The following is a 13,111-nucleotide window of genomic DNA, read 5'->3' on the forward strand; positions in this document are numbered from 1 at the left end:
TTGCTTGCCATGCCGGATTGCGATGGTGGCTTGTTGCTTGAGCGTTTTGCAGGAGGGCCGCAGGTGCGCATCATTCCGGCCCAGCATCACCGCCCGCAGGAGACACACAGTTCCATGGATTCCATCGCTTCCCCCGCCGCACTGCAAGGCGTGCGCGTCATCGAAATGGGCCAGCTGATTGCCGGGCCGTTCTGCGGCAAGACGCTGGGCGAGTTTGGCGCCGACGTGATCAAGATCGAAGCGCCCGAGACCGGCGACCCGCTGCGCAACTGGCGCCTGATCAAGGAAGGCACCTCCGTCTGGTGGCAGGTGCAGTCGCGCAACAAGCGCTCGGTGGCGCTGGACCTGCGGCAAAAGGAGGGGCAGGACATCGCTCGCCAGCTGATCGCCGAGGCCGATGTGCTGGTCGAAAACTTCCGCCCCGGCACGCTCGAAGGCTGGGGCATGTCGCCCGAGGAACTGCACGCGCTCAACCCCGGCCTGGTCATGCTGCGCATCTCGGGCTACGGCCAGACCGGGCCGTACCGCGACCTGCCGGGCTTTGGTGCCATTGGCGAGGCCATGGGCGGCCTGCGCCACCTGACGGGCGAGCCCGGTCGCGTGCCGGTGCGCGTCGGGGTGTCGATTGGCGACACGCTCGCCGCGCTGCACGGCACCATCGGCGTGCTCACGGCGCTGTACCACCGCAAGGTCAACGGCGGCAAAGGCCAGGTGATCGACGTTGCGCTGCACGAGGCGGTGTTCAACGTGATGGAAAGCCTGATCCCCGAATACAGTGCTTTCGGCGCGGTGCGCGAGGCCGCAGGCAGCGCCCTGCCGGGCATTGCGCCCAGCAACGCCTACCCGTGCACCGACGGCTGGGTGCTGGTGGCGGGCAATGGCGACAGCATTTTCAAGCGGTTGATGGATGCCATCGGCCGGCCCGATCTGGGCGCCGCGCCGGACCTGTCCAACAACACCGGCCGCGTGGCCCGCGTGGAGGAGATCGACGCTGCGATTGGCGCCTGGAGCGCGCAGCGCACCGTGCCGCAGGTGCTGGATGCATTGGGCGCCGCCCGCGTGCCGGCGGGCAAGGTCTACACCGCCAAAGACATTGCCGAAGACCCGCACTACCGCGCCCGCGACATGCTGTTGACGCAGCAGACACGCGACGGCTACAGCGTGGAAGTGCCGGGCATCGTGCCCAAGCTCTCGGGCACGCCCGGAACCATCCGCAGCAGTGCTCCGCACCTGGGCGATGACACCGATGCGGTGCTTGCCGACGCGGGTTTGACGGCCGAACAGATCGCCCTGCTGCGCAGCAAGGGGGTCATTCAATGAGTTCATCCAACACCGTGTGGCAAGGCGCGAACCGCCGCATCCACATGCAGGAGGTCGGCCTGCGCGACGGCCTGCAGATGGAGAAGGCCTTTGTGCCCACGGCCGACAAGATCACGCTGTGCAATGCGCTGTCGGCAGCGGGCCTGTCCAAGATCGAGGTGACTTCGTTCACATCGCCCACCGCCATTCCCGCGCTGAAAGACGCCGAGGTCGTCATGCGCGAGATTACGCGCCGCCCTGGCACGGTCTACACCGCGTTGGTGCCCAACCTTCGAGGGGCAGAGCGTGCCATCGAGTCGCGCACGGACGAGTTGAACCTGGTCATGTCGGTGAGTGCCACGCACAACCTGGCCAACCTGCGCATGACGCCGGAACAGTCGTTCGCAGCGCTGGCGCAGGTGGTCGCGCTGGCGCAGGGCGCCAACGTGGCGGTGAATGTGTCGCTGTCCTGCGTGTTCGGCTGCCCCATGGAAGGCGATGTGCCCGAAGCCGACGTGTTCGGCTGGGTGCAGCGCTTTGTAGACTTGGGTGTGCGTGGCATCACGCTGTGCGACACCACGGGCATGGCCTACCCCACGCAGGTGCACCAGATCACGGTGGCGGCCCGCGCGCGCTGGCCGGGTGTGGAGTTCACGCTGCACTTTCACAACACGCGCGGCATGGGCCTTGCCAACGTGCTGGCGGCCATCGACGCGGGTGCGGACCGTTTTGATGCCTCGCTGGGCGGCCTGGGCGGCTGCCCGTATGCGCCCGGCGCCAGCGGCAATGTGTGCAGTGAAGAGATCGTGCATGCGCTGGCGCTGATGGGCTACGACACGGGCGTTGACCTGGCCCGGCTGGTGGCAGCTGCGCAGCAGTTGCCTGTGCTCTTCGGCCACGACATTCCGAGTCAGATCGCCAAGGCAGGCCCGCGCTTGGCGCTGCACCCGGTGCCGACGGATTTCGACGCCATCCGCGAAAGAGCGCTTTCGCGTTGAATGCGGGCGAGCCTGCATTCATTCACAACAACAGGAGACAAAAGCCATGACATTTCAAACGATGCTGTCCCGCCGACTCTTCACGGCTGCTATGTTGTGCTCTGCTGCCTTGGCCGCAGGCGCGCAGGACAAGTACCCGTCCAAGCCCATCACCGTGGTCGTGCCCCAGGCTGCGGGAGGCGCCAATGACGCCATTGCGCGCGTGGTGGCGCAAAAGCTCGGCGAGCAACTGGGCCAGAGCGTGATCGTGGAGAACCGCCCTGGTGCCGGCGGCACGCTGGCCACGGGCACCACGGCCCGCGCGCGCAACGATGGCTACACCCTGCTGCTGACGGCCGACAGCGCCCATGTGATTGGCCCCGCGCTGTACAAGAACCCCGGCTTTGACCCGGTGAAAGATTTTGCCCCCGTGGCCCCTGTCGCCACGGCCGGTTATGTGCTGGTGGCGCACCCGTCGTTTCCCGCCAACAACGTGGCCGAGCTGGTGAACTTGGCCAAGGCCAGCCCTGGCAAGTATTCGATTGCCTCGGCGGGCAACGGCACGCTGAACCACCTGATCGGCGAGATGCTGCAAAAGGCCGCTGGCATTCAGCTGCAGCACATTCCGTACAAGGGGTCCGCCGCAGCCGCCACCGACGTGGTGGGTGGGCAGGTGCCGCTGTCGGTGCAAAGCCTGCCGTCGGCCATTGCGTTCATCAAGGCGGGCAAGCTCAAGGTGCTGGGCGTGGTCAATGAAAAGCGTGTGGCTGCGCTGCCCGGTGCGCCCACCATTGGCGAGACGATCAAGGGCTTTGACCAGGCGCCCTGGTACGCGCTGTTTGCCCCGGCCGGCACGCCCGCGCCCATCGTGGCGCAACTGCAGGCCGAGGTGGCCCGGGCGCTGGAGCACAAGGACGTGGTGGACAAGCTGGCTACCGTGGGCTGTGAACCCTTCAAGGGCACGGCAGCCCAACTGGCGGCGCTGGTTCAGTCCGACCTGCCCAAGTGGAGCCGCGTGGTGAAGGACACCGGCGCCACCGTGGATTGAGCGCCTGAGATGGCTATGGCGGGTGCTGGCTGCCCAGCCGCCGCCCCGGAACGACATTCAACAACAGAGAAAGCGGAGACATCGCATGAACCTGCATCGCAAGCAATTCACGTCCCTGGCCCTGGCGGCCGTCGCCACCGGCTTTTGGGGTTCTGCCCTGGCGCAAGGCGCCTACCCTACCAAGACCGTGACCATGGTGGTGCCCACCGCCGCAGGTGGCACCACCGACCTGTCGGCCCGGATGCTGGCCCAGGCCCTGGCGCCGGTGCTGGGCCAGTCGGTCATCGTGGACAACAAGGGCGGTGGCAACGGCAATATTGCCGCCAGCATCGTCAAACGCGCCGAGCCCGATGGCTACACCGTGTTCATGCAGTACTCGGGCTACCACGTCATCTCTCCCCACATCACCAAACAAAAGCAGTGGGACCAGGCCGACTTTCAGCCCGTGGCCAACGTGATCTCGGCCCCGCAGATCATCGTGGTGCGCAACGACCTGCCCGTGAAGACGCTGCCTGAGCTGATGGCCTATGCCAAGGCCAACCCCGGCAAGCTTAACTACGCCTCATCGGGCAATGGCTCGCTGCAGCATGTCACGGGCGCCATGCTGGAGCAGCAGGGCGGCATCAAGATGGTCCACGTGCCCTACAAAGGCACGGGCCCCGCGCTGCAGGACCTGCTGGGTGGGCAGGTGGACCTGACTTTTGGCACCGCGCCTCCGTTCATGCCCCACATCGCCAGCGGCAAGCTGCGCGTGCTGGCCGTGACGGGCAAGCAGCGGCTGCCCAGCCTGCCCGATGTGCCCACCACGGCCGAGGCGGGTTACCCCAAGGTCGATGCCACGTCGTGGTTCGCGTTGTTTGTACCCGCTGCAGTGCCCAAGCCGGTGGTGGACAAGCTCACTGCCGACATCCGCACCGTGGTGCAAAGCGCGGCCTTCCAGCAAAAGGCGCAAGAGCAAGGCGCCACGGCCGACTACCAGACCCCGGCGCAGCTGGGTGACAAGGTCAAGGCGGACCTTGCCAACTGGGCGCAGGTGGTGAAAAGCTCGAAGATCGAAGCAGAATAGTGGTCAGATTGGCTGCTAGCGCTTGATGCGTAAGCGCTAGTAGCTATTTTTTTCATAGTACACAGGCCAGGCTGCGCGCGGGGCCACAATACGCGCCATGTCCCATTCCGAAGAACTGCTGGCGCAGGTGGCTGCGCTGCCCGCGCTGCCGGGCGTGTACCGCTATTTCGACGCCCAGGGCGCGCTGCTGTATGTAGGCAAGGCGCGCCACCTCAAGCGGCGCGTGTCGAGCTACTTCACCAAAAACCATGGCGGCACGCGCATCGGCCACATGGTCAGCAAGATCGTGCGCATGGAGACCACGGTGGTGCGCTCCGAGGCCGAGGCGCTGCTGCTGGAAAACAACCTCATCAAGACGCTGAACCCCAAGTTCAACATCCTGTTCAGGGACGACAAGAGCTATCCCTATCTCAAGATCACAGGCACGCCCACGGCCAGCGGCAATGCGCCCGCCCAAGTGTTTCCGCGCATGGCTTATTACCGGGGTGCGGTCGATAAGAAGCACCGCTATTTCGGTCCGTACCCCAGCGCCTGGGCGGTCAAGGAAACCATCCAACTGCTGCAAAAGGTGTTTCGCCTGCGTACCTGCGAAGACACGGTGTTTGCCAACCGCACGCGGCCCTGCCTGCTATTCCAGATCAAGCGCTGCACCGGGCCTTGTGTGGACTTGATCTCGCCTGAGGCCTATGCCGCCGACGTGCAGCATGCCGAGGCACTGCTGCGCGGCGAAACGCAGGAGGTGATTAAGGCCATGGAGGTGCGGATGATGGCGCATTCCGACAGGCTTGAATTTGAGCAGGCCGCCGATGTGCGCAACCAGATCCAGGCGCTGTCGCGGGTGCTGCACCAGCAGTCCATCGAGATTGCGGACGACAAGGATGTGGACATCTTGGCCGTACGCGTGCAAGGCGGCCGCGCCTGTGTGAACCTGGCCATGGTGCGCGGCGGGCGGCATCTGGGAGACCGGCCGTATTTCCCGGTGCATGTGGAAGACGCTGCCGCCGTGTTCGAGGAAGAGGGCGGTGACGGCACCGATGAGAATACTCCGGCCGCGCCCTTTCGCCGTGTCGAGGTGCTCGTGCTGGAAGCGTTCATCGCCCAGCATTACATCGGCGTGCCGGTGCCGCCGGTGCTGGTCACCAGCGAACCAGTGGACAAGGCGTTGCTGGAGGCACTGGGCGACCAAAGTGGTGTGCGCGTGACCGCCATCCACCAGCCGCGCGAACAGCGCCGCGCCTGGCTGGACATGGCGCAAAAGAACGCCGATCTGCAACTGGCCCGCCTGCTGGCCGAAGAGGGCTCGCAACAGGCGCGCACACGTGCCCTGGCCGAGGCGCTGGATCTGCCGCCCGAAGATCTGGACCAGCTCACCATCGAGTGTTTTGACATCTCGCACACGGCGGGTGAATCCACCCAGGCATCGTGCGTGGTGTTCCATCACCACAAGATGCAGAGCAGCGAATACCGCCGCTACAAGATCGAAGGCATTACGGGCGGCGACGACTATGCCGCCATGCGCCAGGTACTGACGCGCCGCTACAGCAAGGTGGCCGAGGCCGCGCGCGAAGCTGGGGGCATCGACTTTGCGGCCAACCCCGCGCCCGGGGGTGAAGAGCCCACCAAGCCCAAAGGTGTGGCACGTCTGCCCGATCTGGTGCTCATCGACGGTGGCAAGGGCCAGGTGGGCGTGGCGCGCGAGGTGTTCACCGCGTTGGGGCTCGATCTGACCCGCATCGTGGGCGTGGAAAAGGGCGAGGGCCGCAAGGTGGGTCTGGAAGAGCTGGTGTTTGCAGATGGCCGCGAGAAGGTCTACCTGGGCAAGGACTCGGCGGCGCTGATGCTGGTGGCGCAGATCCGCGACGAGGCCCACAGGTTTGCCATCACCGGCATGCGTGCTGCGCGGGCCAAGGTGCGGGTGGGTGGTGGTCAGCTCGAAGAAATTGCGGGGGTGGGCCCCAAGAAGCGTGCACGGCTGCTGCAGCGTTTTGGCGGGGTGCGCGGTGTGGCTGCGGCCAGTGTGGAGGACCTGGTCACCGTGGACGGCATCTCGCGTGAGCTGGCCGAAGAGATCTATCGCGCCTTGCGTTGAGTCCCCGGCCGGACTGCGCGCCCTGCCGTGACACAATCGACCCATGTTCTGGACTATCCCCACCTTGATGACCTGGACGCGCATCGTCGCGATACCTTTGATCGTGGGGGTGTTCTACGCGCCGCTGGACCCGGCCACGCGCAACCTCATTGCCACCGTGATGTTTGTGGTGTTCGCAGCCACCGACTGGCTGGACGGCTACCTGGCCCGCAAACTGAACCAGACCTCGTCGTTTGGCGCCTTTCTGGACCCGGTGGCCGACAAGTTTCTGGTGTGTGCATCGCTGCTGGTGCTGGTGCATCTGCAGCGCGCCGATGTGTTCGTTGCGCTCATTATCATCGGCCGCGAGATCGCCATATCAGCCCTGCGCGAGTGGATGGCGCAGATCGGCGCGAGCAAGAGCGTTGCTGTGCACATGATCGGCAAGGTCAAGACTACGGTGCAGATGGTGGCCATCCCCTTCCTTCTTTATGACGGGCGCCTGTTCGGCGTCATCGATACCGGCGTGTGGGGCACCTGGCTCATCTGGGCCTCGGCTGTGCTCACGGTCTGGTCGATGGTGTACTACCTGCAAAAGGCATTGCCAGAAATCCGGGCGCGTGTGAAGTAGCAGGAGTGGGGCGCGCGCATCCCGTCGGTGGTTTTGCGGATGAATGCGGGGGACTGTGGCCTGCGCTGCATTGTCGGAACTGGGGTGTCAATACGGAGTGCTGCCCATACGGCGTGTTTGAGACAAAAACGCCCCACAAGCCCTGTCGCAGCGTGAAATACGACTAGAATTCATCCCAACGCTGCGCCAAACCAGCGTGTTGTATTGACACCCGGAAACTCGATGGCTTTAATCTGATGCAGCAGCCACTGCTGTGTATGCCAGTCATTCCCCCGTCTGTTTTCAACCAGCCTCCGGCTGCGCTTTCGGACGTGTGAAGACCAGATATCCGCGAGACATTCCATCAACTCTTTTCCGAGAGGCTTCTTGTGAACAAAACCGAACTGATTGAGCACATCGCTACCAACGCCGACATCTCCAAGGCCGCCGCTGCTCGTGCCCTGGAATCCACGATCGAGGCCGTCAAGAAGACCCTGAAGAAGGGCGGCACCGTTTCGCTCGTCGGTTTCGGTACCTTTGCGGTCGGCAAACGCGCTGCTCGCACGGGCCGCAATCCCCGTACCGGCGCTACGATTAAAATCAAAGCTGCTAAAGTTCCAAAGTTCCGTCCTGGCAAGGCATTGAAAGATGCCTTGAACTGAGGATCAGTTTAGGTGGGGTCCTTAGCTCAGTTGGTAGAGCGGCTCCTTTACACGGAGTAGGTCGGCGGTTCGAGACCGTCAGGACCCACCACCACCGAACAAAGGCGAACGCAAGTTCGCCTTTTGTTTTTTGCCTTCTGAAAGATCGACCATGTTTGAATCCATCCGCAAGCACTCCAAGATCGTGATGATCTTATTGTTCTTGCTGATCATTCCATCGTTTGTGCTGGTAGGCATTGACAGCAACTACTTCTCTGAAAAGAGCCCAGTGGTGGCGCGCGTCGATGGCGACAAGATCAACCAGACTGACTGGGACAATGCCCATCGCATGGAGACCGACCGCATGCGTGCGCAGTCTCCCTCGGTCGATCCCAAGCTTCTTGACTCTCCCCAGGCCCGCTACGCCACGCTCGAGCGCCTGGTGCGCGACCGCGTGCTGGCAGCTGCCGCCAAGGAAATGCATCTGGTGACGAGTGATTCGCGGCTGGCACGCAGCCTGCAGGAGATTCCCGCCATTGCAGGGCTCAAGCGCGCTGACGGTACGCTGGACGCAGAAGCCTATCGGGCCCTGGTGGGTACGCAAGGTTTGACGCCGGAAGGCTTCGAGGCCAATGTCCGCCGCGATCTGTCGATCAACCAGGTCATTGGTGGTGTGATGGGTACCGCCTTCAGTACCAATGCCCAGGTCAAGCTCGCGCTGGACCCGCTCTATGAGCAGCGAGAAATCCAGGTGGTGCGCTTCAAGTCTGCAGATTTCTCTGCCAAGGTTGCGCCCACGGATGCAGATCTGGAGTCCTACTACAAGGCAAATCCTGCAAAGTTCCTTCAGATGGAGCAGGCTTCGGTGGAGTATGTGGTTCTGGACCTCGACAGCGTGCGTTCCGGTATCACCCTCAATGAGGACGACTTGCGCACCTACTACAAGGAAAACGTTGCGCGCATGGCTGGCAAGGAAGAGCGTCGCGCCAGCCACATCCTGATCAATGCCTCCAAGGACGCATCGTCTGCCGACCGTGAGAAGGCCAAGGCACGTGCGACGGAACTGCTGGCCCAGGTGCGCAAGGCGCCAGCCACGTTTGCGGATGTGGCCAAGAAGGCCTCGGACGACAAAGGATCGGCCACCGCAGGTGGCGATCTGAATTTCTTCGGACGGGGCGCCATGGTCAAGCCGTTTGAAGACGCGGCCTTTGCCCTCAAGAAGGGTGAAATCAGCGATTTGGTGGAAACCGACTTCGGTTACCACATCATCCAGCTGACCGACATCAAGGCACCCCGCCAGCCTTCCTTTGAAGAACTGCGCCCCACCATGGAAGCCGAACTCAAGCAGCAGCAGGCGCAGCGCAAGTTTGCCGAGGTGGCGGAGTCATTCACGAACAGCGTGTATGAACAGGCAGACAGCCTCAAGCCGGTGGCAGACAAGCTCAAGCTCAAGGTGCAGACCGCGTCCGGCCTCACCCGCACGCCAGCTCCTGGCGCGATGGGGCCACTGGCCAACCCCAAGTTCCTGGAAGCACTTTTCTCTTCGGATTCGGTGCAGAACAAACGCAATACCGAGGCCGTGGAAATAGGCCCCAGCCAACTGGCTGCTGGCCGTGTGGTGCAGTACACCCCCGCCAAAACCCTGCCGCTGGAAGAAGTGCGAGCCCGCGTGCGCGAACTGTATGTGGGGCAGAAAGCCTCTGAGTTGGCGCGCAAGGAAGGCGAAGCCAAGCTCGCTGCGTGGAAAACCGCCCCGGCCACCGCCAGCGGCCTGGGGGCTCCCATCCAGATTTCGCGTGAGCAGGCCCAGAACCTGCCCCGTCCTCTGATTGACGCAGCGCTGCACGCGCCGACAGCCGACGCTCTCCCAGCCTGGGTTGGTGTGGACCTGGGGAGCGAGGGTTATGCTGTGGTCAAGGTGAACCGTGTGGTGCCTCGGCCGGCTCCAGAGGGCCAGCGCGCGCAGCAGGAGCGGCAGCAATATATGCAGTGGTGGGCTTCGGCGGAAGGCCAAGCGTACTACGAGATGCTCAAGAAGCGTTTCAAGGCAGAGATCAAAGCGCCGCGACCCTCGGCCACTTTGCAGGCCGCTGCAGAAAATTAAGCAAATTGGTCTTGGGGCTCAAATCCCAGGCTATAATACAAAGCTACGGTGGCTGTAGCTCAGTTGGTAGAGTCCAGGATTGTGATTCCTGTTGTCGTGGGTTCGAGCCCCATCAGCCACCCCAAATCAGAAAAAGCGCCGCAACAAATGTTGCGGCGCTTTTTTGTTTTGGGCCTCCAGCATGTGAGGGGCAGTCCGGAGCCATTGCTTCTGCCCACTCTTCGAACAGTCTTTCTTGGCGGGATTTGGGTAGTGCTGGGATGGAGCGCGTCGTATGCAGCGCATACTGCGTCTTTAGCTTTTTCTGGAGTCTTCCATGAGCCTTGTGATCCGCGACGCGTCGCCCAGCGAAAAACGTGGCAACGCCATGTCAGCAGCCCTTGCCAAGGAGCAGCTGGAGTACGCGGTCCAGATCGTTCGGGAGGTTTTGCCTCAGAGTGCGGGCGATGGCGCGCTCATTGGCGCGGTGGTCCAGGCCATCGCCATGAACTATGCTGCCGTCCCGCAGCCAAACCGGTAATGCTCCGGACTTTTTGAACCGGAGGAGCCCATGCGGTGCCCTGCAAGCCGCACGAACATTGGGTTCCACGCTTTCGCTTGGAGAAAGCTCCATCTTTTTTCGACGCCCCTCCTCGCTGGCAATGATTCTTTCGGTGATGACGGAGAGGGGCTGTAGTATCCGGTAACAACTACACACCACCGTTGCATCCACAGGGATGGTGCGAACTGCCGAATGGACAAAACAAAACTCTCCGAAAGCGACATTTGCGACAAGTTCATCCGCCCAGCCATGGAGCAAGCCGGGTGGAACGGTCTGGACCAGATTTTTCGGGAGTACCCATTGCGCGCCGGGCGCGTGGTGGTGCGTGGCAGCAAGGCCTACCGCGACAAGAGCACGGTGCTGCGGGCCGACTACGCCCTGTTCTACAAAGCCAACATTCCCCTGGCGGTGGTTGAGGCCAAAGACAACCAGCACGCCGTCGGTGCAGGCATGGGCCAGGCGCTCAACTACGCCCAGTTGCTCGATGTACCGTTCAGCTTCTCCAGCAACGGCGACGGCTTTGTGTTCCGCGACGCCACCATGGCCACCGGCGTGCTGGAGCAGAACCTCACGCTCGAAGAATTCCCCTCGCCGCAAGAGCTGTGGCGACGCTACTGCGCCTGGAAGGGCTGGTCCGCCGAAGAAAGCCGCATCGCAGGGTTCGACTACGCCCCCAACAAAACCCCGCGCTACTACCAGCTGGGCGCCGTCAACCGCGCGGTCGAGGCCATTGCCGCCGGGCAAGACCGCGTGCTGCTGGTCATGGCCACCGGCACCGGCAAGACCTACACCGCCTTCCAGATCATCTGGCGCTTGTGGAAGAGTGGCGCCAAAAAGCGCATCCTGTTCCTGGCCGACCGCAACATCCTTATCGACCAGACCATGGTCAACGACTTTCGCCCCTTCAAGGGTGCCATGGCCAAGCTCAGCCCCAACGCCAAAGGTGTGGAGCGCGTCGACGCGCAGGGCACCGTGTCGGTCGAAGACGTGGAACTGGCTGTCAACAAAACCACGAAGCTGGTGGACAAAAGCTACGAGATTTACCTCTCGCTCTACCAGGCCGTCACCGGCACCGACGAAGAGCGCAACATCTACAAGCAGTTCAGCCCCGACTTCTTCGACCTCATCGTGGTGGACGAATGCCACCGGGGCAGTGCGGCCGAAGACTCGGCCTGGCGCGACATCCTCACCTACTTTGGCAGCGCCACGCAGATCGGCCTCACGGCCACCCCCAAAGAGACCAAGGACGTTTCCAACAGCGACTACTTCGGCGAGCCCGTCTACACCTACAGCTTGAAGCAAGGCATCGAAGACGGCTACCTGGCCCCGTACAAGGTCATCCGCGTCGATCTGGATAAAGACACCTTCGGCTGGCGCCCTACGGCGGGCATGACCGACAAGCACGGCCACGCCATTGAAGACCGCATCTACACCGGCACCGACATGAACCGCAAGCTCGTGCTGGAGCAGCGCGACGTAGCCGTGGCCGTCAAGATCACCGAATATTTGAAGGCCACCGACCGCTACGCCAAGACCATCGTCTTTTGCGAAGACATCGACCACGCCGCGCGCATGCGCCAGGCGCTGAGCAACGCCAATGCCGACCTGTGCGCCACCCAGCCCAAATACGTGGTGCAGATCACGGGCGACAACACCGAAGGCAAGCTCGAGCTGGACAACTTCATCGACCCCGAGAAGCCCTATCCGGTGATCGCCACCACCTCCAAGCTCATGAGCACCGGGGTCGATGCGCAAACCTGCAAGCTCATCGTGCTGGACCAGGGCATCAAGTCCATGACGCTGTTCAAGCAGATCATTGGCCGGGGCACCCGCCTGCGCGAGGACCTGGGCAAAACCTGGTTCACCATCCTCGACTTCAAGCGCGCCACCGAACTCTTTGCCGACAAAGACTTTGATGGCGAGCCCGTGCAAATCTACGAGCCCGGCAGCGGCGAGCCCGTGGCCCCGCCCGATGCGCCCGCGATCTCAGATCCATCCCAGCCCGTTCAGCCTGAGCCTGTCGAAGGCCACCTCCTGGACCCGTTAGGCCCCTTCGCGGGCGGCAGCGGCGCGGGGGACGGCCCCAAGAAATACGTCCTCGGCAACAACGTCACCGTGGCCGTGGCCCGCGAGCGCGTGCAGTACCTCAACGCCCAGGGCCAGCTCATCACCGAGAGCCTGCGCGACTACACCCGCATCAACCTGCGCAAGCAATACGAATCGCTCGACCAGTTTCTGCAGGCCTGGCAGCAGGCCGACCGCAAGGCCGCGCTGCTGCAAGAACTGGAAGGGCAGGGCGTGCTGCTCGAAGCCCTGGCCGACGAGGTAGCACACATGGGCATGGTGGACCTCGACCCGTTCGACCTGCTGCTCCATGTGGCCTACGACCAGCCCCCGCTCACCCGCAGCGAGCGCGCCCGCCGCGTGCAAAAGCGCAACGTCTTCACCCAATACGGCCCCGTAGCGCGCAAGGTGCTGGAGGCCCTGCTCGACAAATACGCCGACGAAGGCATCGCCACCATCGAGAGCAACGAAGTCTTCAAGCTCCAGCCCTTCACCGACCTGGGCAGCCCGGTGGAACTGGTGCGCAGCTTTGGCGGCCGCCCGCAGTACCTGCACGCGCTGCAAACCCTGGAGCGCGAGCTGTACGCTACGCCACCGGCCGCCTGACCGTGGCAGCCTAATCACTCTGTTTTTGATAGCTGCTAGCGCTTATCCAATAAGCGATAGAGCCTGTTTTGACTCAAATTCTGCACC

10 protein-coding genes and 2 tRNA genes are annotated in these 13,111 nt (G+C 63.1%); all 12 read left to right on the plus strand.

The window, feature by feature from the left end:
• Positions 1 to 114 precede the first annotated feature (114 nt).
• The 12 genes from ACSQ22_RS07870 (at position 115) to hsdR (ending at position 13,024) form a co-directional block, all read left to right on the plus strand.
• Positions 115 to 1,320 (plus strand): CaiB/BaiF CoA transferase family protein, encoded by a 1,206-nt coding sequence (locus ACSQ22_RS07870; RefSeq protein WP_436129962.1) that lies wholly within the window; start codon positions 115 to 117, stop codon positions 1,318 to 1,320.
• Complete coding sequence (locus tag ACSQ22_RS07875) at positions 1,317 to 2,297, plus strand: hydroxymethylglutaryl-CoA lyase (protein WP_436129963.1); 981 nt, start codon at positions 1,317 to 1,319, stop codon at positions 2,295 to 2,297. Before ACSQ22_RS07870 ends, ACSQ22_RS07875 begins: the two co-directional genes overlap by 4 nt.
• Before the next feature lie 46 nt (positions 2,298 to 2,343).
• Positions 2,344 to 3,324 (plus strand): Bug family tripartite tricarboxylate transporter substrate binding protein, encoded by a 981-nt coding sequence (locus ACSQ22_RS07880; protein WP_436129964.1) that lies wholly within the window; start codon positions 2,344 to 2,346, stop codon positions 3,322 to 3,324.
• Between the two features lie 85 nt (positions 3,325 to 3,409).
• On the plus strand, positions 3,410 to 4,390 hold the full coding sequence (locus tag ACSQ22_RS07885) for a Bug family tripartite tricarboxylate transporter substrate binding protein (RefSeq protein WP_436129965.1): 981 nt from the start codon (positions 3,410 to 3,412) through the stop codon (positions 4,388 to 4,390).
• Between the two features lie 97 nt (positions 4,391 to 4,487).
• Positions 4,488 to 6,479: an excinuclease ABC subunit UvrC gene (gene uvrC, locus ACSQ22_RS07890; RefSeq protein WP_436129966.1), complete on the plus strand. Its 1,992-nt coding sequence runs from the start codon at positions 4,488 to 4,490 to the stop codon at positions 6,477 to 6,479.
• A 43-nt stretch (positions 6,480 to 6,522) separates the two neighbouring features.
• Positions 6,523 to 7,089, plus strand: a complete 567-nt coding sequence (gene pgsA, locus ACSQ22_RS07895; RefSeq protein WP_055400785.1) for a CDP-diacylglycerol--glycerol-3-phosphate 3-phosphatidyltransferase — start codon at positions 6,523 to 6,525, stop codon at positions 7,087 to 7,089.
• A gap of 368 nt (positions 7,090 to 7,457) precedes the next feature.
• Positions 7,458 to 7,730, plus strand: a complete 273-nt coding sequence (locus ACSQ22_RS07900) for an HU family DNA-binding protein (RefSeq protein ID WP_008906675.1) — start codon at positions 7,458 to 7,460, stop codon at positions 7,728 to 7,730.
• A 15-nt stretch (positions 7,731 to 7,745) separates the two neighbouring features.
• A tRNA-Val gene (locus tag ACSQ22_RS07905) sits at positions 7,746 to 7,821 on the plus strand.
• Between the two features lie 60 nt (positions 7,822 to 7,881).
• Entirely contained in the window at positions 7,882 to 9,813 is a 1,932-nt protein-coding gene (locus ACSQ22_RS07910) for a SurA N-terminal domain-containing protein (RefSeq protein WP_436129967.1), read from the plus strand.
• A 48-nt stretch (positions 9,814 to 9,861) separates the two neighbouring features.
• A tRNA-His gene (locus ACSQ22_RS07915) sits at positions 9,862 to 9,937 on the plus strand.
• A 192-nt stretch (positions 9,938 to 10,129) separates the two neighbouring features.
• Positions 10,130 to 10,333, plus strand: a complete 204-nt coding sequence (locus ACSQ22_RS07920) for a hypothetical protein (RefSeq protein WP_055400780.1) — start codon at positions 10,130 to 10,132, stop codon at positions 10,331 to 10,333.
• A 213-nt stretch (positions 10,334 to 10,546) separates the two neighbouring features.
• Complete coding sequence (gene hsdR, locus ACSQ22_RS07925) at positions 10,547 to 13,024, plus strand: EcoAI/FtnUII family type I restriction enzme subunit R (RefSeq protein ID WP_436129968.1); 2,478 nt, start codon at positions 10,547 to 10,549, stop codon at positions 13,022 to 13,024.
• Positions 13,025 to 13,111 lie beyond the last annotated feature (87 nt).

The sequence above is a fragment of the Acidovorax sp. LjRoot38 genome, from assembly GCF_964252975.1.
GTDB lineage: Bacteria > Pseudomonadota > Gammaproteobacteria > Burkholderiales > Burkholderiaceae_C > Acidovorax > Acidovorax facilis.